Source organism: Flexithrix dorotheae DSM 6795 (assembly GCF_000379765.1).
In the GTDB taxonomy this organism is placed as follows: Bacteria; Bacteroidota; Bacteroidia; order Cytophagales; family Flammeovirgaceae; genus Flexithrix; species Flexithrix dorotheae.
The window spans coordinates 514,914-537,181 of record NZ_KB903465.1 but is presented as its reverse complement, the minus strand read 5'-3'; the positions used below and the strand labels follow the sequence as shown (position 1 = coordinate 537,181).

Annotated in this window: 20 protein-coding genes and 1 pseudogene; 9 read left to right on the top strand and 12 right to left on the bottom strand. The window is 37.9% G+C overall.

Annotated features, from left to right (window positions below):
* A pseudogene (locus A3EM_RS0129200) lies at positions 1 to 274 on the top strand (hypothetical protein); the annotation flags it as partial.
* Positions 275 to 328: 54 nt separating this feature from the next.
* On the opposite strand, the gene A3EM_RS0129195 reads toward A3EM_RS0129200, so the two are convergent.
* The 3 genes from A3EM_RS0129195 to A3EM_RS0129185 all read right to left on the bottom strand — a co-directional run bounded on the left by A3EM_RS0129195 (position 329) and on the right by A3EM_RS0129185 (position 4,162).
* Positions 329 to 2,254, bottom strand: coding sequence for an ABC-F family ATP-binding cassette domain-containing protein (locus tag A3EM_RS0129195; protein WP_020531804.1), 1,926 nt, complete (start codon positions 2,252 to 2,254; stop codon positions 329 to 331).
* A gap of 150 nt (positions 2,255 to 2,404) precedes the next feature.
* Complete coding sequence (locus A3EM_RS0129190; protein WP_020531803.1) at positions 2,405 to 3,370, bottom strand: electron transfer flavoprotein subunit alpha/FixB family protein; 966 nt, start codon at positions 3,368 to 3,370, stop codon at positions 2,405 to 2,407.
* Positions 3,371 to 3,430: 60 nt separating this feature from the next.
* Complete coding sequence (locus A3EM_RS0129185; RefSeq protein WP_020531802.1) at positions 3,431 to 4,162, bottom strand: electron transfer flavoprotein subunit beta/FixA family protein; 732 nt, start codon at positions 4,160 to 4,162, stop codon at positions 3,431 to 3,433.
* Positions 4,163 to 4,500: 338 nt separating this feature from the next.
* On the opposite strand from A3EM_RS0129185, the gene A3EM_RS0129180 reads away from it, so the two are divergent.
* The gene (locus A3EM_RS0129180; RefSeq protein ID WP_157638138.1) at positions 4,501 to 5,106 is read left to right on the top strand and encodes an SGNH/GDSL hydrolase family protein; all 606 of its coding nucleotides are present in this window, start codon (positions 4,501 to 4,503) and stop codon (positions 5,104 to 5,106) included.
* A gap of 86 nt (positions 5,107 to 5,192) precedes the next feature.
* Here A3EM_RS0129180 and A3EM_RS0129175 read toward each other — a convergent pair whose 3' ends face one another.
* Together A3EM_RS0129175 and A3EM_RS0129170 are read right to left on the bottom strand one after the other, a co-directional pair.
* A complete protein-coding gene (locus A3EM_RS0129175; RefSeq protein ID WP_020531800.1) occupies positions 5,193 to 6,482 on the bottom strand; it encodes an acetyl-CoA hydrolase/transferase family protein in 1,290 nt (429 codons plus the stop codon).
* Between the two features lie 220 nt (positions 6,483 to 6,702).
* Positions 6,703 to 7,437, bottom strand: coding sequence for a M15 family metallopeptidase (locus A3EM_RS0129170; protein ID WP_020531799.1), 735 nt, complete (start codon positions 7,435 to 7,437; stop codon positions 6,703 to 6,705).
* Positions 7,438 to 7,642: 205 nt separating this feature from the next.
* Between A3EM_RS0129170 and A3EM_RS0129165 the strand changes: the two genes are divergently transcribed.
* The 4 genes from A3EM_RS0129165 (at position 7,643) to A3EM_RS0129145 (ending at position 11,619) form a co-directional block, all read left to right on the top strand.
* On the top strand, positions 7,643 to 9,127 hold the full coding sequence (locus A3EM_RS0129165; RefSeq protein WP_044240134.1) for a sulfatase family protein: 1,485 nt from the start codon (positions 7,643 to 7,645) through the stop codon (positions 9,125 to 9,127).
* A gap of 164 nt (positions 9,128 to 9,291) precedes the next feature.
* Positions 9,292 to 10,422, top strand: coding sequence for a saccharopine dehydrogenase family protein (locus A3EM_RS0129155; protein WP_020531796.1), 1,131 nt, complete (start codon positions 9,292 to 9,294; stop codon positions 10,420 to 10,422).
* A 44-nt stretch (positions 10,423 to 10,466) separates the two neighbouring features.
* The gene (locus A3EM_RS0129150; RefSeq protein ID WP_020531795.1) at positions 10,467 to 11,165 is read left to right on the top strand and encodes a YjjG family noncanonical pyrimidine nucleotidase; all 699 of its coding nucleotides are present in this window, start codon (positions 10,467 to 10,469) and stop codon (positions 11,163 to 11,165) included.
* Between the two features lie 232 nt (positions 11,166 to 11,397).
* Positions 11,398 to 11,619: a hypothetical protein gene (locus A3EM_RS0129145; RefSeq protein WP_157638137.1), complete on the top strand. Its 222-nt coding sequence runs from the start codon at positions 11,398 to 11,400 to the stop codon at positions 11,617 to 11,619.
* 116 nt (positions 11,620 to 11,735) lie between these two features.
* Here the strand turns inward: A3EM_RS0129145 and A3EM_RS0129140 are convergent, their stop codons facing one another.
* Both A3EM_RS0129140 and A3EM_RS0129135 read right to left on the bottom strand, forming a co-directional pair.
* On the bottom strand, positions 11,736 to 13,184 hold the full coding sequence (locus A3EM_RS0129140) for a SusD/RagB family nutrient-binding outer membrane lipoprotein (RefSeq protein WP_020531793.1): 1,449 nt from the start codon (positions 13,182 to 13,184) through the stop codon (positions 11,736 to 11,738).
* A 12-nt stretch (positions 13,185 to 13,196) separates the two neighbouring features.
* Positions 13,197 to 16,238, bottom strand: coding sequence for a SusC/RagA family TonB-linked outer membrane protein (locus A3EM_RS0129135; RefSeq protein ID WP_020531792.1), 3,042 nt, complete (start codon positions 16,236 to 16,238; stop codon positions 13,197 to 13,199).
* A gap of 585 nt (positions 16,239 to 16,823) precedes the next feature.
* On the opposite strand from A3EM_RS0129135, the gene A3EM_RS0129130 reads away from it, so the two are divergent.
* On the top strand, positions 16,824 to 17,561 hold the full coding sequence (locus A3EM_RS0129130) for a DeoR/GlpR family DNA-binding transcription regulator (protein WP_020531791.1): 738 nt from the start codon (positions 16,824 to 16,826) through the stop codon (positions 17,559 to 17,561).
* A gap of 15 nt (positions 17,562 to 17,576) precedes the next feature.
* On the opposite strand, the gene A3EM_RS0129125 is transcribed toward A3EM_RS0129130, so the two are convergent.
* From A3EM_RS0129125 to A3EM_RS0129115, 3 genes are all read right to left on the bottom strand, one after another.
* A complete protein-coding gene (locus A3EM_RS0129125; protein WP_020531790.1) occupies positions 17,577 to 17,891 on the bottom strand; it encodes a hypothetical protein in 315 nt (104 codons plus the stop codon).
* A 33-nt stretch (positions 17,892 to 17,924) separates the two neighbouring features.
* A complete protein-coding gene (locus tag A3EM_RS0129120; protein ID WP_020531789.1) occupies positions 17,925 to 18,890 on the bottom strand; it encodes a sodium-dependent bicarbonate transport family permease in 966 nt (321 codons plus the stop codon).
* A gap of 79 nt (positions 18,891 to 18,969) precedes the next feature.
* Positions 18,970 to 19,257: a hypothetical protein gene (locus A3EM_RS0129115; protein ID WP_020531788.1), complete on the bottom strand. Its 288-nt coding sequence runs from the start codon at positions 19,255 to 19,257 to the stop codon at positions 18,970 to 18,972.
* A gap of 90 nt (positions 19,258 to 19,347) precedes the next feature.
* Here A3EM_RS0129115 and A3EM_RS0129110 point away from each other — a divergent pair, with 90 nt between their 5' ends.
* A complete protein-coding gene (locus tag A3EM_RS0129110; protein ID WP_020531787.1) occupies positions 19,348 to 20,253 on the top strand; it encodes a LysR family transcriptional regulator in 906 nt (301 codons plus the stop codon).
* 31 nt (positions 20,254 to 20,284) lie between these two features.
* Here the strand turns inward: A3EM_RS0129110 and A3EM_RS0129105 are convergent, their stop codons facing one another.
* Together A3EM_RS0129105 and A3EM_RS0129100 are read right to left on the bottom strand one after the other, a co-directional pair.
* Positions 20,285 to 20,464, bottom strand: coding sequence for a Lacal_2735 family protein (locus A3EM_RS0129105; RefSeq protein WP_020531786.1), 180 nt, complete (start codon positions 20,462 to 20,464; stop codon positions 20,285 to 20,287).
* Positions 20,465 to 20,621: 157 nt separating this feature from the next.
* On the bottom strand, positions 20,622 to 21,398 hold the full coding sequence (locus A3EM_RS0129100; RefSeq protein WP_020531785.1) for a creatininase family protein: 777 nt from the start codon (positions 21,396 to 21,398) through the stop codon (positions 20,622 to 20,624).
* A 253-nt stretch (positions 21,399 to 21,651) separates the two neighbouring features.
* Here A3EM_RS0129100 and A3EM_RS0129090 point away from each other — a divergent pair, with 253 nt between their 5' ends.
* Positions 21,652 to 22,221 (top strand): gluconate 2-dehydrogenase subunit 3 family protein, encoded by a 570-nt coding sequence (locus A3EM_RS0129090; RefSeq protein ID WP_020531783.1) that lies wholly within the window; start codon positions 21,652 to 21,654, stop codon positions 22,219 to 22,221.
* Positions 22,222 to 22,268: the final 47 nt, after the last annotated feature.

The following is a 22,268-nucleotide window of genomic DNA, read 5'->3' as shown; positions in this document are numbered from 1 at the left end:
AGTGTTTTTCCGTTTTATCAAACAAGAACTCAATGTCAGCCACCTGGTATCACTCAATAAAAATGGTATTGAAGTCATCATTTATATGACCCTAATAGTTGCCATGCTCCTGCTTATTTACAAAAAAGCTAATAATATTGGTTATAAAACTGCTAAAAGAAGGTTTAAAACCGAAATAAGAGAACTTGCTATTGCCATTATGATTTATCTAGCTGGAGGTAACCCGGAACGAATCTTTAAAAATAAAAATGGTCGGAATTTCTTCCGACCATGACTGGAATTTATTCCGGCTTTCTTGTTTTCTAAAGAAGGATTAAACCCAAATTACCTATAATTTTCCTTCAATTTCGTCTATTTCCATAGCCAGGTTTTCCCATTCCTCATTTTCCGCTTCCAGCTCAGATTTTACCGCCTCGTATTTTTGGTTTACCTCTGCAAGAAGATCCGGGTTGGCATAAACAGACGGTTTGGAAAGCTCATCTTCAATTTCAGTTTTTCCTTTTTCCAACTTGCTGATATTATTTTCTTTTTCACCTAATTTTTTCTGAAGCTTTTTTAACTGATTTTTTAATTCCTGTTCTTCAGAAGGGGAAGGTTTAGGTTTGCTTTTTTTAGCTTCTTTCCTGGGTTTACTTTCATTTAGGCTTTCCTGTTCAAGTTTCTTTTTCTCATACCATCGGGTAAATTCGTGGTAGTCTCCAGGGTATTCTTTTAATACCATATCCTCAATATACCAGATTTTATTAGCGATTTGGGAAATGAAATGTCTGTCGTGTGAAACCACCAAAAATGAACCTTCATATTGCTGAAGTGCCTGTATCAGAATATTAACTGATTGAATATCAAGGTGGTTAGTTGGCTCATCCAGTAATAAAAAATTGGCCTGGGAAATTAAGGTTTTGGCCAGGGCTACCCTTGATTTTTCCCCTCCTGAAAGTACTTTTATTTTCTTAAAAACATCATCATCACTAAACAGAAAACAACCCAAAACACCCCTCAATTCCTGTTCGGTCTTTTCTAACCCCGACTCTTTCAATTCCTGTAATATTTCGTTTTCAATATTCAGTGATTCCAGCTGGTGCTGAGCATAGAATGACTGAATTACGTTATATCCGGGATTTCGAACCCCATCAAACTTTTCAGTTCCGGCCACCATCCTAAGCATGGTAGATTTCCCTTTCCCGTTGGCTCCTATTAAGGCAATTTTATCTCCTCTTTCAATGGAAATTGTGGTGTCCTTAATCACATCAACTTCACCATATGATTTATTGGCCTCCTCCAGACCCATGATAATTTTGCCCGGTTGCTGGTTAAAGGAGAATCTAAAATTAAGGTCAACTGTTTCTTCAACCACTTCCTCCACTTTATCCATTTTATCCAGCATCTTTATTTTGGACTGTACCTGTCTGGATTTAGTGGCTTTTGACCGGAATCTTTCAATAAACTTTTCCGATTGTTTTATTTTCTGCTGCTGATTTTTGAATGCATTTCTTTGGATCTCACTTCTCAATTCTTTTTCTTCCAGATAAAAGCTATAATTTCCAGAGTAGAGATTTAGCTTGCCTCCTGAAACCTCCACGATAATATTTACCGCTCTGTCCAGAAATTCTCTATCGTGTGATACAATTACAATTGCGCCTTCATAAGAAGTAATGTAATTTTCCAACCACTGAATAGAAGGAAGATCGAGGTGGTTAGTCGGCTCATCCAGCATTAGTAAGGCTGGTTTTTGAAGTAAAAGCTTGGCCAGCATTACCCTCATTCTCCAGCCTCCTGAAAAGTTTTTTAAGGGCTTTCTTAAATCCTGAGTGCTAAATCCAAGTCCCTCCAATATTTCCTCAGCTTTTGACTGAATGGAATAACCTTCTAATGTGGCAAACTCATCCTGAAGTGGAGCCAGTTTATGCACCAGGTCATCATTGTAGTTATGCTCCATTTCGTGGAGAATTTTGTCTATCTGATGTTGAAGCTCCAATTGTCGCTCAAATGCCTGCATGGCAACCTCCAGGATACTGTCATCACTTTGGTAAGAAAGCAAATCCTGATTCAAAAAACCAATTGAACAATCGTTACTTTTTGAAATACTTCCCTCATCCGGCTGGTAATCTCCATTAATGAGTTTGAGTAAGGTAGATTTTCCGGTACCATTTGCCCCAATTAAACCAATTCTGTTTTTAGGTTTGATATGAAGGGAGGCCTTATCGTATAAAGTTCTACTGCCAAAATGAAATGAAAGATCCTGAATAGTCAGCATAATTAGGCTGGTGATATTTTATTTGAAAATTATAAGCTGCAAAATTGCCTAAAAATTATTGATAAAAAAAAGCCATCTACGAGATGGCTCTTTTTTCACTTTAAATAAATGATCAAATTTTAATCTTTAGCTCTATAACTTATGGAGTACTTACAGTACTGCCTTTATAGCTTCAGTCAATTTGGGTACTACTTCAAATGCGTCTCCTACTATTCCGTAATCAGCTGCTTTGAAGAATGGTGCCTCAGCATCCTTATTGATCACTACAATCACTTTGGAAGAGTTAACACCGGCCAGGTGCTGAATAGCACCCGAAATACCTACAGCAATATAAAGTGTAGGACTTATTTTTATTCCTGTTTGACCTACGTGTTCATGGTGAGGTCTCCATTCCATATCTGAAACGGGCTTGGAACAGGCCGTAGCTGCACCCAGTGATTTGGCTAATTCTTCTATCATTCCCCAGTTTTCAGGCCCTTTCAAACCTCTTCCTCCTGAAACCACTTTGTCCGCTTCTGGAAGTAAAATATCTCCTTCTGCCTTTTCTACTTTTGTTCTTTTAACAGCAAAATCGGTATCGGATAGACTGGCACTAAAAGCTTCAACTGAGGCGAAATCTCCACTTTCTACAGGTGAAATGGCGTTTTTAGCAATTGTAATTACTTTTTTTGCTCCGGGTACTGACACATTTGCAAAGGCTTTTCCTGTATAAACCCCTCTTTTTACCACAAATCCATTACTGGTATCAGGAAGATCAACCACATTGGTCACCACACTGGCACCCAATTTTATAGCTACTCTTGAAGCAATGGCATCAACCAGAGAGGATCTGGCCATTACAAGTGTGTTTGCACTTTCTTTTTCGGCAGCCTGAAACACTACATTGGCAGTTGCCTGAATTCCACCATCGTTTAATCTTTCATCGGAAACATGTAAAACCTTGCTGGCTCCAAATTTCCCCAATTTAGCCAATTCAGCTTCTACTACTGTTCCTGTAGCAATGGCGATAGCTGTGCTTCCTTCACCTTTAGCAATTTCTGCCCCATAGGCAACAGCTTCCAAAGAAGATTTTTTTACTGCACCTCCATCTGCTTCTATATAAACTAATACTGACATATCTTTATATTTTTAATGTTTTGAATCTTGAAATAAGGTAATACTTAAATAGTTGGGGAATTAAAGCACCTTGGCTTCATTCTTTAATAAATTTACCAACTCACCGATATTATCAGGATCTATCATTTTGCATTCAGATTTGCCTTCCGGCAGGCTAAACGATTGGTATTCTGTAACCCCTTCTACTTCAACTGGCGGGATGACTTTAAGTGGCTTTTTCCTGGCCATCATGATTCCTCTCATATTTGGAATTTTCCATTCGGCTATTGGCTCCTGAACTCCGGCTACAAATGGCAAACCAACCTCCAAATACTCTTTTCCTCCTTCAATTTCTCTGGCCATGGTGGCCGAATCCCCATTCAACTCCAATTTCATACAGGGAGCAATTGAGGGCCATCCCATCATTTCACCTACTAATCCGTGCACTAATCCTCCATTAAAATCACTGGATTCCCTTCCCATCAAAATCATATCATAATTTTCAGCTTTGGCAACAGCAACAATTTGTTTTGCCACAAACATGGCATCGGTTGGTTCAGCATCCACCCTTATTGCATCATCTGCACCTATAGCCAATGCTTTTCTTATAGTGGGCTCTGTACTGGCCGTTCCCACATTGAGTACGGTCACTGTGGCTCCTTTTTCCCCCTGTATTTCTACTGCTCTGGCAAGAGCATAATCGTCATAAGGGCCTATGATGAACTGGACACCATTTTCATCAAGTTTATTTCCATCGAATTTAATTTTGGTGGTGGTGTCAGGAACATGACTGATACAAACTAATATTTTCATAATTGTAAATTTTATGTCTGAAAGTTGATTGAGAATTTTTACTTAAATACTAACTCCTTAACTTTTATCAGACTGTTCATGTTATTTAAAGGATAAAAGTCTGTCTCACATTTTGCTATTTGCATAAGTTTATGGAGACTATCATAATAATTATTCGGTGAAATCTCATTTTTTAACTTTTTAATTTCCCCTTCAATCTATTATATTATCAACACAAATTAAAGAAAAAAAAGTATGCATGCATAACAATTTTAGAAAAATTTACATAAAAAACTTGAGTCATGTCTGTTTTGTTTCCCTTTCTGCTCTATCTTTCATTGGCACTAAACCAGAATAATATGGAACAAGAAAAAAGCTACCTGGCACTAGGAGATTCTTATACCATTGGGGAAAGTGTGGACGAAAAGGAAAGGTGGCCAGTCCTGTTAGTTAACCAGCTGAAAAATAGTAATGTAAATCTGAGCAACCCTAAAATTATTGCCACAACTGGCTGGACAACCAATGAACTGATTTCTGCCATTAATGCACAAAATTTAGATAAAAAATTTGACCTTGTATCCTTACTTATTGGGGTAAATAACCAATACAGAGGATATCCGGTTGATCAATACATAAATGAATTTGAGGAATTATTACAAACTGCTATCAGATTTGCCAATGATAATCCCTCAAAAGTATTTGTACTATCAATCCCGGATTATGGAGTTACCCCATTCGCTTCAGACAGAAACCCTGACAAAATCGGACAGGAAATAGATGCATATAATGCAATTGCTGAGGCGATTTGTAAAAAGTATTCAGTTCGGTTTTTTGATATTACGCCAATTTCCAGAAAGGCTAAAATGAATGCAGAACTGGTGGCGGAGGATGGATTGCATCCCTCTGGAAAAATGTATAAACAATGGGTGGACTTCATTTGGGAAGATGTTTTGAAAATGATTTAAAGCAAATGCAAAAACCTGCCTTGAAAAGGTAAATAAAGCCTTGTCATGACAGGTTTGAAAATAAAAATGGAGTGTTGTATTAAAGATTAGTATCCGTTAAATCTTTCAAAAGCGGCTTTTTCCAAAGCTTCCTGATGATCGGGATGAGCAATACTAATAAGTGCTTTAGCTCTTTGTTTCAGATTTTTTCCGTATAAATTCACCACACCAAATTCAGTGACAATGTAATGTACGTGTGCCCGGGTAGTAGTCACACTAGCGCCTTCCTTTAGAAATGGCACTATCTTGCTTTCTCCTCTTTTAGTGGATGAAGAAAGCGCAATAATCGGTTTACCTCCTTCCGATAGTGATGCGCCTCTGATAAAATCCATCTGTCCTCCAACCCCTGAGAATTGTTTAGGGCCAATGGAATCTGCACAAATCTGTCCGGTAAGGTCAATTTCAATAGCACTATTAATGGCAATTACCTTCGGATTTTTCCTAATGATTGCGGTATCATTAGTAAATGCAGAATCCTTCATGGCCACAATTGGGTTATCATGTAGAAAATCGAATACTTTTTGGGTGCCCATCACAAAGCAGGAAGTGATTTTGTGGGGTAGTACTTTTTTGTCTTCTCCGGTTACTACTCCTTTTTCCACCAGATCAATTAAGCCATCGGAAAACATCTCGGTATGAATCCCCAGTCTTTTATGATTACCCAATTGGGAAAGAACAGCATCTGGAACTCCTCCTATTCCCATTTGCAGTGTAGCGCCATCCTCCACCAGTTCGGCAATATATTTACCCATTTTATGCTCTTCCGGGCTTATAGTCCTTCTGGGTACAATTTCCATAGGCCGGTCCACTTCCACGAGTTCATCAATCTGGCTGATATGAATCATGCCGTCTCCATGCGATCTTGGTGCCTGTGGATTAATTTCTGCGATAATGTATTTGGCACTATCCAACGCGCCCAGCGTGACATCTACTGATGAGCCTAAAGAACAATATCCGTGTTTATCAGGGGGAGTTACCATTAATAAAGCCACATCTATTGGAAGAATGCCTCTTCTGAATAACAAGGGGATTTCACTTAAAAAAATTGGAATATAGTCTGCGTTTCCATTCTGAACGGCTTTTCTGGCATTACTCCCCACAAAACAGGCATTATGTCGAAAACTTCCTGAGATTTCGGGATTGGTATAGGGTGCAGGGCCTTCTGTGTGGATATGGATTACTTCTACATCTTTAAGCTCGTTGTTTCTGAGACACATGGCATTTACCAGTGATTGGGGTGCCATGGATACGCTATGTACAAAAACTCTGTCTCCGGATTTTATTTTTTTGACAGCATTTTCTGCTGAAGTGATTTTGGGTTGAAAGGCAGCGGTCATGATTGAGTGGGATGGTTTAATAGCATGATTGCTAGGGTTTTAAATAAGAAAAATACATCCAATATTCAGCTTCAGCCAAAAATGTGATTCAAGCTGGAATAATTTCAGGTCCTTAGCCGGCTGAATATTATGGAGGTAAATGTATAGGCGGAATCCCCAATTCTTTATGACAATTGCTAGGTTTTATGCTAACTTTTGACACCCTAAAACCCTTCCCAAATTATTCGCATTCGAAGGGTTGATCCATAATGTGATAAACCTTATCCCTAAAGGAATAATGCCACCATTCGGAAGTGATGGATTTAAATCCGAACATTTCCATGGTTACCTTCAGGAAAACTCTTCGGCTTAGAACTTCCTTGGGTAATTCCTGATAGGCATGATGGGAAATCTGGCCGAAATGATCGTAGGGGGAACCCATCTCCAATTCCTGCCCTGTGGCAATTTCCACTAGTGAAACATCTACTGCATTTCCCCTGTTGTGCATGGACCCTTTGGCAGGGTCTGCTACATACCTGGGATCCGGTACTTTTTCCCACATCTTTATTTGTACGGAAAGGGGCCGGTAACAATCAAAGAGTTTTAATCGGTAACCAAGCGTATGGAGATAGTTGTTGAGGGAAATTAAAGAATCGGCAACCACTTTTCTGAGCAGGCATTGTTCACAATCATAAAGAGGAGTCTTGGTAAAATTATCGGTGGTGGCATATTTAATATCCAGATCGAAATTGTTATTGTACATGATCAGGTTCACCAGAGCAGAATCCGGATAAGTACTGTAATCAACTTTTTGAACTTTTGGTTTAGGGGGTGTAGCGGGCTCGGGTTTGGGAATATCTTCTACTGGTGATTCCAATGAAATTTCCTTTTGTGTTTCTACTTTGTTTTTTTCTTCAGCAGAATGACAGCCCCAAGTAATTAAAAGTAAAAAAATGGCAATGTGTGGTTTAATCATAAAAGCATATTTTCAGGCTCTATATTATCCCGTTTTGGAAATTTTAAAAGCTATTAATTGATAATTTTGAGAATTATAATGTAATTATGAATGTGGAATTTGAAACTGTCCTTCATTGACTCCTTACAGATTCAAATAAGCAAACTTTTCTTAATTATTGTGGCAAATTGAGGACAGGTTCTTAAATAATAATATAACCAAAAATATGAAACGTATCAATACAACCATCAATTCGCTTTTAGTTTATCTTATTTTTCTTTGGCCAGTTTTGCTTTGGTCCTGCGAAAATAAACAATCAAAAGAAAAAGCAGAGGAAAAATTATCAGACAAAAAGCTTCCAAATATCGTCATTATTTTTGCTGATGATCTGGGTTATGCCGATGTTGGAGTTTTTGGCGCAAAAGGGTTTACTACTCCAAATATTGATAAAATCGCTGGTAATGGGGCCAGGTTTACCAATTTTTATGTTTCCCAACCAGTCTGCTCGGCCTCCAGGGCTTCATTATTAACCGGGTGTTATTCGAATAGAGTTGGCGTTTCCGGAGCGTTTAGTCCCTATGTTGGAAAAGGGCTGGATCCTAAGGAGGAGACGATTGCAGAAATTTTAAAACCACTGGGTTATAAAACAGCCATTTACGGAAAATGGCATTTGGGAAGTGAACCGGAGTTTTTACCCACCAGACAGGGCTTTGATGAATATTTTGGGATTCCTTTTTCCAATGATATGTGGTCCAAACATCCACAAAATGAACATCATAAATTTGGCGATCTTCCATTGGTGGAAAATGAAACGATTATCGATACCCTGGAGGAGCAAAGTCAGATTACTACCTGGTACACCGAAAGGGCAGTGAATTTTATTGATAAAAATAAGGACGAACCATTCTTTTTGTACCTGCCTCATTCCATGCCTCATGTGCCACTTTATGTTTCGGATAAATTTAAGGGGAAATCAGAGAATGGGCTTTATGGAGATGTGATTATGGAAATAGACTGGTCAGTTGGGCAGGTGATGGAAGCCCTGAAAAGAAATGGTCTTGAAGAGAATACTTTGGTGATTTTTACTTCGGATAATGGTCCCTGGCTTTCTTATGGAGGTCATTCAGGTTCTGCTTTACCACTCAGAGAAGGTAAAGGAACGGCATGGGAAGGTGGTGTAAGAGTGCCTTGTGTGATGCAGTGGCCAGGGAATATTCCCAAGGGAGTGGAGATAGACGAAGCTTTGATGACTATTGATGTATTGCCAACAATTGCCGAAATTACTGGTGCCGAGCTGCCCAAAAAGAAAATAGATGGCAAGAATATTCTACCAGTTTTAAAGAATGAGGAAAATGCCACTTCTCCACATGAGGCTTTGTTTTTTTATTACAAATCCAATGAATTGCATTCGATGTTGAGCGGAAAATGGAAAATGTATTTCCCCCACAATTACAGAACCCTTGCCGGAGCAAAGGGCCGGAATGATGGCATCCCGATCAATTACAGCTATGTGGATATTGAAGAAGTAGAGTTATATGATATTGAAAGTGATATTAGTGAAAAGAAAAATGTGGCTGCTGAGTATCCGGATATTGTGGCAAAAATGTCAGTTTTAGCTGATGAAATGCGAAAGGAACTTGGAGATAAACTTACTCAAACAGAAGGAACTGAAAACCGGCCATTGGGAAGAGTTTCCAGTGAGGGGAAATAGGATCTAGCCATAAAAACTTCCTGATTGCAGTGCGAAGTCTCCAAAAAAGGTAATTTCTTGGCAGGGTCTTCTTATTTGAGAGACCTTTCTGAGACTAAAATTTACTTTTTTATTTTAGGAGAACCGCATAATGTTACCTTCAGAAAACTTCAAATGATTGGAAAATGAACAAACCTAAAGTTGTAGTATTGGGAGCCGGTTTGGTGGGTAGCGTAATGGCTATCGATTTGTCGGAAAAATATGAAGTAACCAGTGTGGACAGGGATGAAACCATTTTGGAAACCCTTCATAATCACCATGGAATTAATGCTATTGTGGCTGATTTTTCTGATACAAATCAGCTTAAAAAAGTAATAGCGCCATTTGACCTAGTAATAGGAGCTGTTCCCGGTTTTTTGGGATTTCAGGTGACAAAGGCTGTGATAGAATCAGGGAAAAATATGGTTGATATTTCCTTCATGCCGGAAGATTTTCTGGAATTGGATGAATTGGCAAAGGAAAAAAATGTCACTGTCATTAACGATTGTGGTGTGGCTCCCGGAATGGGAAATATCATCTTGGGATATCATCATGAAAGAATGGAAGTTGATACTTATGAGTGCCTAGTAGGGGGGCTTCCGGTGGTGCGGGAATGGCCATATGAATATAAAGCGGTATTTTCCCCCATTGATGTGATTGAAGAATATACCCGCCTGGCCAGGTATATTCAAAATGGAGAAATGATTGTAAAAGAAGCGCTTTCCGATCCGGAATTGATTTTTTTCGACAAAATAGGCACTTTGGAATCCTGGAATTCCGATGGCTTGAGGTCTTTGGCCAGGACCATGAAAATTCCCAATATGATTGAAAAAACACTGCGCTATCCTGGTTGTATTGAATATCTTCGTGTTTTAAAAGACTCTGGTTATTTTTCTTACGATCCGGTGGAAATAAATGGTTTGCAAATTCGCCCTATAGATATGACTTCGAAACTGCTTTTTGATAAGTGGAAACTAAAACCGGGTGAAGAGGATTTTACCATTATGCGAATAGTGGTTGCTGGAAAAAAAGATGAAAAGGATTATAAAATCACCTACGATCTTTTGGATCGGTACGATAAGGAAACTTCTACCATTTCCATGGCCAGAACAACGGGTTTTACCTGCACGGCAGTGGCTAATTTATTATTAAATGAAAAAATTGAAGAAAAGGGAATCTGTCCACCTGAATATTTAGGGAAAAATGAGGATAATTTCCTTTTCATAATGAAATATCTTGCTGAAAGAGGAGTGCATTATCATAAAACAATTGGTTAACCTGAAGGATAACCACAAATTATTTCAACCAGAACATTAAAAAAATGAAAAAGTACAAACACATATTTTTCGACCTTGACCATACGCTTTGGGATTTTGATAGAGCTTCAATGGAAACCCTTAAAGAGCTTTTCTACCATTATAAAATAAATGAATATGCCAAAGTAACCCATGAGGATTTTGTAGATTGCTTTTGGGAAATTAACCATCAGTTGTGGGATAAGTATAACCATGGATTAATAGATAAAGCGACCATTAGGGACCAAAGGTTTTTTATGGTTTATGAAAAGTTTAAAATAGACCAAAAATATATTCCAACGGAAATTGGAATTCTGTATTTGGAAAAATGTCCTCAAAAACCCTATTTAATGCCATTTGCAGAGGAAATTCTAAGTTATTTAAGAGATAAAAAATACCAGCTCCATATTCTGAGCAATGGTTTTGGGGACGTGCAATCCATAAAACTGGAGATGAGTAATATTGCCCACTTTTTTGATTGTGTAATTACTTCTGAAACCACCGGACATAAGAAGCCAAGTAAGGAAATCTTTGATTATGCCATTGCTTCGGTGGAAGGAAATGGTGAGGATATGATTATGATTGGAGACAATCCTGAAACGGATATTATGGGAGCAATAAATGCTGGCTGGGATACTATTTTTTACAATCCGCAAAAGAAAAAATCACCCCATTCTTCTACAATTGAAGTAAAGTCACTTGAGGAAATAAAACAGTTTTTTTAGGAAAAAATTACACCGATCTTTCATGAAAACCAGCCAAAATAGAAGGGCAGTGAAGACTGGAAATAGGGGAAGAATTGTCCGGTGATCAGTTTTAATGATCGGGTTGTACGGAAGTGTACAATTTTTTGTTTCATTACCTTACATATTTTTTTTGTAACTCCCTGATTTTCTGAATAATTATTTTTCTGGCATCCCGTTTGGAATCTGTTAATAGACTTAAACCTATACAATAATGATGACCAGGATAGAATATGTAATGAAAAATAAATGGTATTCAATTTTTATTTACCTTGGGTTGGTATTAGTCATTATTTATTTTATTTCTTTCCAAAGGTCATCTCAATCCTCAGGCAATTCCCCGATGAAAATCAGTCAGCCAGATAAGAAGCCAGTGAATAAATCCTTCAGTGTTAATATTACCAGGTCAGTGAAAATACTTATTGGTCATTCTTAAGGTTTATCATTCTATTTTATCCTCATCTAGTATTAATTCTTATAAATAAAAAAATAGCCCATCCGAAAAATTCGAACAGGCTATTGAATCAACTCAATTTAAAATTTTGTTGGCACTTAATCAGCTTCGGTAAACCATACTGGTTTGGTATTAAAATCAGGTTCTAGTCCACCTATTTCTTCAAGCGCATCTGAATTCCAGTCTACCTCTGAGTATTGTCTTGGGTACCATCTTTCGGCTGGTTTGCCATCATTGGTAACGGTTAGTTCCTCAGGTAAAGTAAATCCCTTAAAAACCTCACTACTATAATCGTATCTTCTTAAATCCGACCAGGTTTCGTTGTTGGTAAATAAAGCGATGTACTTTTGAGTCATGATATCACTTAATGAAAGTGCATCAGCATTTGCAGGCAGGCCATTGGCTATAAAATCCGAAATTGCTGCGGCTTCTGCACCTGCAAATTCCATATGAGACTTCACTCCTTCAACAAAAGCGCTGAAAGCAGTTCCTTTATCACCTTTAATGAAAGCCGCTTCTGCCTTAATAAATTGAAGCTCAAAGTAGCTGATCAATGGATAAGGGTCACTATCATTAAAAATATATTTACCATAAAATGTTGTAGCGATACCAGCAGTATCTCCCACAGTTGGTGGAATACCAGTATATTCTCCATTTTCGTCAGGATTTAACATTAATGTTAACCTTGGATCTTCTACACCACCAGAATAAGTTCCGTCCAAATAGCTTACAAAAAGACTAGATGGGTATCTGAAGTTGAAGTTCCCCCTGCTTGGACCCATAAAACTGGAGGTAGCTGAACTTTCTCCGGCAAATTGTACACTCGCATTATCTGTAACATTCCCAAATGACTGGTCTACCATAGAAATTACCATATCGGGATTAAAAGTATTTTTGTTACTTAAATGACCCAGGTTTCTGGCTTTAATGGCATAACCAAACTTAATCCATTTTTCAATATCACCATTATAGAGATAATCACTGGCTGCAAAATCAGGGTCAATTTCCCCCGATAAATTGCCAAGCATTTCAATTCCTTCATCACAAAGTTTTAAAATTTCTCCGTAGATAAATTCCTGGCTATCATAGTCGAACTGGGTAAGGGTATTGTCCCAGGCTTGTACGTAAGGAAGTTCTCCGTGGTGATCGGTAGTAATTTGCCAGCTATAAGCCCTGATGATTTTGGCAATGCCAGCATAAACTGGTTGCCCAGCTTCTTCTGCCTGAACAACCATCTGGTTCAGGTTTGAACCGATGGTCCAGTAATGGTTTCTGAATTTTTGCACTCCAGAATAATAACTGCTACCATGGCGGTCAGAGAAATATCCCGTACCTCCGTACGACCAGTTTTGGGTAATAGAACCAACATATCGGCTGTCAAACATATCTCCCTCTGCCATTGAATAGATGACCTGAGGCAGGTAAAGAGCCGGAGGGGCCGTTTGTGGTAAATATGGATCGTCATTGATATCCAGATACTCTTCACAGGAAGAAAATCCCATGAGCAGGAGTATATAAAAAGCTAGATTTCTAATTAATATTTTCATGTCTTAAAATTCTTAGAAGTTAATTTTTAAACCAGTAGAGATAACTTTAGGCGATGGAAGAGAGAAATAGTCAAATCCACCTGCACTACTTCCTCTGGCTGAAGCATTTAATCCATTTACATCAGGATCAGGACCAGAATAATTGGATATTAGGAACAGGTTATTTCCCGTAACATGCAGCTGTAGAGATTTGATAAATGAATTACCAAGAATTGATTTGGGTAGGGTATAAGATAAGGTTACATCTCTCAATCTCAGCCAGTTGATGTCCCTTTCAATGAAGTTTTCTTCAACCAGACCCAATGCTCCCGAGGTAAAATAATCCTGATCTAATACGACTTCCTGTGTATTTACCTCTCCCGATTCTGTTACCCCTTCAAATACTTTCGTTGTTCCTCTTACAGCGGTTAATTCTGATTTACCATAAGAAGTAAGGTATCTGGAAGTAGCATTATAAACGTCTCCTCCTTTCTTGATATCCAACAGGAATGAGAAAATAAAGTTTTTGTATGAAAACCTGTTAGTCAAGCCTAGTGTGAAATCAGGTTGTCTGTTTCCAATCATATCGAAAGAATTGTTCAATACTGGGTAGCCATCATCTCCAATAATCAACTGACCTTCTTCATTTCTTTCCCAGGAATAACCAGTGATACTGTAATAAGATTCTCCGGGAATATATCCCCCTCTGGCATTTCCATATAACCACGAATCACTCAGGTAGAACTCATCGAAATCACCAGGTAGAGAAATTACCTTATTTCTGTTAAGCGCAAAGTTGGCTGTAACATCCCACATTAAATCCTTGCTTTTGATCACATCTCCGGTAAGCATTATTTCAAGCCCCTGGTTTTCAATTTCTCCGGCATTTACCAATTGCAGGATATATCCTGAAACATAGCTAAGCCTTGGCGTTACGATTTGATCTTTACTTCTCACATTATAGTAAGTCATGTCCAGGCCTAATCTGTTGTTGAAAAATCTCAAATCCATACCCACTTCATAAGAAGTAGTGGTTTCAGGCATGATGTTTTCGTTGGCTCCAAATACACTTACCTGGAATCCACCACCAGTTCGGGTAAATTCGTTTAAAGCAGGAGAAGTCTGGTGGGTAGGAGCATCCTTACCTACCTGTGCAATAGAACCTCTTAATTTACCAAAAGTAAATACTCCTCCTTCCATATTCAGGGCTTCAGAGAACACAAAACTTGTACTTACAGAAGGGTAGAAAAAGCTGTTATTTTGTTTAGGTAGGGTAGAAGACCAGTCGTTTCTTCCCGTCACAGTAAGGAAAAGCATGTTTTTATAATCCGCTTTAAACTCTCCAAATACACTCACTAATCTTCTTCTGTAGCCTTTCACACTTACTTCTCTGGTATTGGGGTCGGTATTAATGATAGAGTAAAAATCAGGAACTTTAATATCCTCACCGTATCGGCTATCTACCCTATAATTTTTATCCTCCACACTATTTCCAAGGGTAAGGGTAGTATTTATATCACCAAATTTCTTCTGGGCAGTTAATAAAATAAATGAGTTCATCAGCCTGCTTCTGGCATTGTATTCTGCCATTAAACCTCCCACTGCCTGAGCAGTACTTCTGTTGGGATATTTTTGGTAAGATTCTGCATCATAGGCAGTTAATCCATAAGAATTATACATATCCAGACCAATTCTTCCTGTGGCTGATAACCAATCAGTAAATTCATAGTTTACGCTACCATTTAGTAAAGTTCGGTCAGTTTCATCGGTAATACTGTTATTATTTACACTGTAATATGGATTATCAATTGCATCTCCATCAAGAACCAAAGGATCATCACTATCCTGCATGTTTAGTTGCCCTGGCCAAAGTAAAGCAAACTGGTAGAAACTTCCTGCTCCTTTGGCTGCTCTGGCAGCTTCGGAGCGAATATAAGAGGCAGAACCATTGAAGGTTAGCTTTTCAAATGGGTTAGCTGAAATATTTAATCTAATCGAATTTCTGTCATATCCTGTATTTTCCACCGAACCATTCTGGTCAAGTAAACTTCCGGATGCCCTGTAGGTGATATTGTCGTTACCCCCACTGATACTTATATCATGTGACTGCGCAAATCCAGTCCCAAAGAAATTCTCTGCATTATTGTAGATTGGAGTACCTTCAGGAGTTTTTGCTCCCCATTGTCTTAAGTTCAATTCATTATCAACTCCTTCACTTCCCTGATTATAGCCATTGTAGGTTTCGTGGAATCGAGTATTTCTTTCAAACCGGAAGTCATTGTTGTAAACAATAGACGCCTTTCCTTTTTTACCTTTTTTAGTGGTGATAATAATTGCTCCATTAGCTGCATCAATACCATAAAGCGCAGCCGCAGAAGGGCCTTTCAATACTGTAACACTTTCTATATCTTCCGGGCTAATGTCCATTGCACGGCTGGTATAATCAAAGTTTCGGTTGGGTGTATCTGAAAATAAACTTCCTCCATCGAAAGTAGTGTTGTCAATTGGAACACCATCTACTACAAACAATGGCTGGTTGTTGCCATCAAGTGAAGTACCACCCCTGATTACAATACTGGAAGAAGAACCGGGAAGTCCCGTAGTATTGGTGACATTTACACCTGCAACTCTACCTTGTAATGAGGTAATAACATTTGGTCTGCTGGTTTCTGCAAGATCTTTTCCTGCAACTTCCTGTATAGAATACCCCAGCTCCTTCTTTTCTTTCTCTACCCCAAAGGAGGTGACTACAATATCATCCAGCATGGTGGATTCTGTTTCAAGCGCCACTTCGATGGTGGATTGGTTGTTTACGGCAATCTCTTTGGTTTTAAAGCCTACAAATGAAAATACCAGTATGGAATTATCAGAAGGAATATTCAATTGAAATTTACCTTCCCCATCGGTAATGGTACCATTTGTGGTGCCTTTAATTAGCACATTTACTCCTGGTAAAGCCATCTTGTCATCTTGTGCAATGACTGAACCTGATACAATTTTGTTTTGTGCCATTGCCCCGGGTGGCAGGTATGCGCATAGGGATAGCAGTGAAAAAAGTAGTAATAACTTTCTCATAATATAGTAGGGTTTGTTTGAAAAAAAATGATATATAATTACGCTATACCCAAATGATACTTTTGAAAACCTTTGCCAATGAGATATTTGCCCAACCTGCTCTAAATCAAGCAGGTTGGGTTTGGTAAAGAAAGTATCATAAGGATATGGAACGTAATTACTGGTTTATTTATGTGTTGTTAATTGGTGGATATTAATTGAAATATTTATCCTGTTTTTTACTTTGTTATTATGTGTTTAAATTTTATGTGTCGTTTCTAAATAAAATGTTCTGGATAAAATTTCTTTGAAAATGGAACACACAAAGTCGGTTACCATTTTTTAGGTGCTGGTTTTATTAATTTAGGTAAAGGTTAAAAGATTTTGGTAATTCAATTACATTCTGATTTTGGTTTTGGCGGCCAAAGTTATTTTTTATGATATTGTTTATTCTATGAAAACAAACATAAGGCTATTTTATAATTCTTGCAACATTTTGCGTGAAAATTATTTTTAAAAAACAGCAAAAAGCTGCAAGTGCTTAACTTTTTATATTTTTGAATAAAATTATTTGTTAGATTTACTTATGATATAACAACTATTACTGTGCTGAAAGAAGAAAGACATACCACTATCCTGAATGAAATCAGGATACATAACAGAGTTTTGCTGACTGATCTGTCAAATTTATTGCAGGTTTCAGAAGATACCGTTAGGAGAGATTTGAAAGAATTGGATCAGAAAGGGCAAATTAAAAAAGTTCATGGAGGAGCCATTTCTACAGGTTATCATTCCCATAATCAGATTTATGCCCATGACAGGAAAGTGATTATAGCCCAAAAGGCCATCAAATTATTAAAACCCGGACAAAATGTTCTGATCACTGGCGGAACGACCAACTACGAATTGGCAAGGCTTATTCCTGCCAAATTAAAAATTACTTTTATTACACCGAGTCTTTCAACGGCTACTCAGCTTTTGGCTCATAAAAATATAGAAGTGATTTTTTTAGGCGGCAGACTTTCGCATGAAGGGCAAATCGCATTGGGTGGCAGTGTGGTAAATGCTTTGTCGGAGATGAAGGCAGATATCTGTTTCCTGGGGACTGGTTATCTGGATACGGTGAATGGACTTACCGAATTTGACTGGGAAGTGGTCCAAATAAAAAAGGCTATGATCAAATCCTCAGATCATGTGGTATCTTTAGCCATTTCTGAAAAACTGAATTCCTCTCAGCGATATAAGGTTTGCGATATGGAAAGTATTAATACCATGATTACAGAATTGGATCCTGATGACCATCGCCTTGATCCGTATCGTAAAAATGGTATTAAGATTTTATAGAAGTTCCGGCAAAAGCTAAACTTTTACGGTTTCCTTCACCAATTCATTGGCTTGTTCCCAGTCCATATTCACAATAGGAATAGAATATAGTACAGGCATGTTTTCAGGATATAATTCCCTAAGCATTTTGTCAATTGTATTGAATAACAACGCCTTGGTTTTCCCCATGACTAATATTTGATCGATGGGTTTGTATTTTTTGCCGGTTATTCTTTTCCGTCCTGAAACTTCCAGCATTACGGCATTCAGAATAAGTTTTTCATTGGCCAGATAATCAGCTACTTCAGCTGCCTGGTCGTAATCGTTGGTGATGATGTGGATTAAGATCATTGTATATTGGTTAAGGTTGAGAATAGTTGAAGATTAAGAAAAAATATTAATCACGCACATATATAGAGGCATTCCCATAGTGATGTTGAAAGGAAATGTCACTCCGAGTGCCATGGGAATATAAAGTCCCTGATTGGCCTGAGGAACCGCCATTTTCATGGCAGCAGGTACAGCAATGTAAGAAGCACTGGATGCCAGGATGGCAAAGAGGAACTGATCTCCAGGACTGCTGGAGATAAAACCGCTTAGGTAGGCTACCAGACTTCCATTGATAATTGGGGTGAAGATGGCAAATGCAAACGGGAACCAGCCATTTTGCCAGAAAGCGGATAGCTTTTTCCCACTCGTAATGCCCATATCCAGTAAGAATACCGATAGAAATCCCTTAAAAATATCTGTTGTGAAAGGAGCAATGCCTGCAGCCTGTTTTTCACTGGCCAGAATTCCAATAACCAGACTGCCCATGATCAATAAAACACTTCCATTGGTAAAAGAATGTTTAACGATTTTGCCCATTTGCATTCCCTGAGATTTTCCATTGTTAAAAAGTGATATCAATAAAATGCCTACAATAATTGATGGTGCTTCCATTAGAGCCATTATGGCTACCATGTGTCCTCCAAATGCCATTTGTTGAATTTCCAGGAAGGATACACCGGTTACAAATGTCACTGCACTAACCGATCCGTAAGCTGCCGCCACAGCCCCGGCATTAAATACTCCAACTCTTTTCCGCAGGATAAAAAAGGTGTATGCCGGAACGATTATAGCCAGAAAAATTCCTAAAAAAAGGGACCAGAAAATTTCTGGTCCCCAATCGCTGTGAGCTAATTCCTGCCCTCCCTTAAATCCTATTGAAAATAACAGGTAAAGGGAAATGAATTTTGATGAATTTGGTGGTATTTCCAGGTCGCTTTTAAGTTGAACAGCAATGATTCCCAAAAAGAAAAAAAGAAGTGCCGGGTTTGTTAGATTGTCTATAAGAAGGTTTATACTCATTTCTAAGTTTTTTAATTAATTGAGAGCTAATAATTGATTCAGAAGACAGATCATTTTGCCGGATATTCAGCGGTCAAAATCAGGCAAGTTGTTTTGCTTTTATATTGATTACACTTTGAATCTCCAATTCAGTATCTCCGTCCTGCCATTCTTTGATTAGATGAAGTAATTCGGTTTTTTCATTTTGTAATTCTGTAATCCTATTTTTCAAATGCACTGCATTTTTCCCGAAGCGTTCATGAATACTATGGATTTGTACATTTAGAAAAGTAATTTTATCATTCAGCAAACTACACAGTACTTCTCTAGCATCTGCTGGGGAATAAGTATTATCAATTAATTTAATTTGGTGAGCTGAGTTTTTCATTTTATTATTTTTTTTAGTTCAGGGCAAAATTGTAAAAACATTTTCATATATTTTTATTTATATTTACTATGAAAAGTATAAATATTATTTATGGATTATACATTGCACCAGTTAAGAGTGTTTCTTAAAGTCGCTGAACTTCAGAGTATTACAAAGGCTTCTGAGGAGCTGCATTTAACCCAGCCAGCCGTTTCAATTCAGCTAAAAAAATTACAGGATCAGTTCGATATTCCCCTTGTGGAAGTGATTGGAAGAAAGTTATATGTTACAGAATTTGGAAAAGAGATCGCAGAAGCCAGCAAAAAAATCCTGGAACAGGTACATGAAATAGGCTATAAAACCAAAGCTTTTAAAGGCCATTTGGTCGGTCAGTTAAGAGTGTCTGTGGTCTCTACAGCCAAATATGTAATGCCTTATTTTTTATCAGATTTCCTCAAAAAATATCCGGAAGTAGACTTGGTAATGGATGTCACTAACAAATCGAAAGTGGTGAAAAGTCTTGAAAAAAATGAAGTGGATTTTGCGATGGTTTCAGTATTGCCAGAAAACCTGATGTTGGATAATATTGAATTAATGGAAAACAAACTGGTTTTTGTGGGTTCGGCCAATAATAGATTAAAGGCAAAAAAAGTTACCTTAAAACAATTGGAAAAACTACCCCTGATTTTTCGGGAAAGGGGATCAGCAACCCGTCAGGCCATGGAAAGGTTTATTTTAAGTCAGAAAATCCCTAATCGGAAAAAACTGGAACTTACTTCCAATGAAGCGGTAAAACAGGCCGTAATTGCAGGGTTGGGCTATTCTATAATGCCAATGATAGGAATCAAAAATGAAGTAAAAAAAGGGGACTTAATTATCTATGACGTAAAAGGGTTACCCATTTCCACCATGTGGAATCTGGTTTGGCTAAAGGATAAGAAATTTTCCCCAATAGCCAGTGCATATCTAAACTATTTGGAAACAAATAAAGAGGGAATCATTCAGGAAAAGTTTTAAATATCCTTAGGGGATACCATCCAGGAAATGGTTATCCCTCTGTTTCCTTTGCAAGTTGTTCTATCCTTTGCATGATTTCCTCCGCTTCTGCAGTTTTGAGGTCACTGGCCTTTCTATCGGAATGGGAAAGTTTGAAAGCTTCATCCAATAACTTTCTGTATTTTTCCTTAAGGACTTCTATCTCAGTTTTCTTTTTAAATAATCCAAACATAATTTTCACAGATTTTACTCAGAATAACCCAGTGATCCATCAATTGTTTGGAAATATGTTTTTAAAATTAGAATAGATGCAGCTTTTAAGAAGTATTACCGCTAAAAAAATCAATCTCCTTAAATCAAAAATATAGGTGTTATTATTAAATATTGGATCAATCCTTTTCATATAAATCGTTTAAATCGGTATTGGCCAGGTCTACCAAAAATTCCCCAATATTTTCGGCACAGGCTTTTAGGTATTGTTCTCCTTTTTCTGCAGATGCTTTGTAAGGGTTTCCCACCCCAGTGTCCTTCGTGACTTCTGTCCATTTTCTTTGGGTAGTCACCCAGCCTTCTTTCATTGCTTTTATCTTAAATGGATTGGCTTTTCCATCTCCAGCTTCGGCCAAAGGACGAACCAGATCGGGAGCAATATGCATGATGGCACTGGTTTCCATTTCCCCGGCATGATCTCCGGGCTCATCGAAGTATAAATTCCAGTCTACAGCCTGAAACCAGTTTAGTGCACAAATAAATACGTCCGGAAAGAAAAAGGACATTTCCCTGATTATTTGTTTAAAATGATTTCCTCCGTGACCATTCATGATCACCAGTTTTTTAATGTTTTGTCTGGATAACACATCTACAATATCTTTAAGTACAGCAATCTGGGTACTCAAATTCATGTTGAGGCAGAGTTTTACATCGAGTTGGCCGGTATTCAGCCCAAAAGGAACGGTAGGTAGCACGATTACTTTCCCTCCATTTTCCCAGGCAATTTTAGCTGAAGCTTCTGCTACAAAATCACACTGGATATTATCGGTGGCATAGGGCAAATGGTAATTGTGGGCTTCGGTAGCTCCCCAGGGCAGAACAGCCACCTGATAATCAGTTTCTTTAACAGTTTTCCAATTGGTTTCGGCAAGAATATAAGGTTTTGGATTTTCCATCTATCTGGTTTTTATTTATGGATGTTTAAAAGAAGAAATTTGTTAGGGGAAAAGCAAAAGTTTTGGACTTAAGAATTCCTGATTGAGCCGGGGAATTTACTGTATTAGTAATTTTTTCCCCAATATCCATTAAATTTAAGGTTAGGAAGAGCATTACCTGGAATTTTAAGACTGAGTTACTGTCTTTTTGCCTGGAAAATGCCTATTTGAAATTAGTTTAAAATAAACAGAATATAAACCCTTAGATTTAATTATGGAACGAAGAGATGCCATTCAAAGAGTGGCTTACCTGATGGGAGGAGTATTGTCTGCTCCAGCGATTTCAGGAATTTTAAGTGGCTGTCAACCAAGTGAAAAACCAGATTGGTTGCCTGAGTTTTTTACCAAAGCACAAGATGCCGTTATCAATGAAGTGACTGAAGTAATTATTCCAACCACTGATACTCCGGGTGCAAAAGCGGCTCAGATAAACAGGTTAATAGACCTGATGATCAAAGATTGTTATGCAGCTAAAGATCAGGAAACATTCAAAAAAGGTGTAGATGCACTGGATGCTGTGGCCAAAGAAAAATTTGGTGACGGGTTTGCTGAAATTTCAACCGAACAAAAAAACGAATTATTTAGCGCGTTAGAGAAAGAAGCTTTTGCCTCCAGAGGAAAAACAGATGGAAAACATTTCTATTTTCTCATAAAGGAACTCACCTTGTTAGGTTATTTCACTTCTGAAATAGGAGCCACCCAGGCGCTTAAATATTTACCTGTTCCTGGAGATTACAAAGGATGTATACCTTATAGCGAAGTTGGAAAGGCCTGGGCCACTTAAATAAATCGTTATCCGGAAAAAAAACTGTTTTTTCAGGAGCTTATACT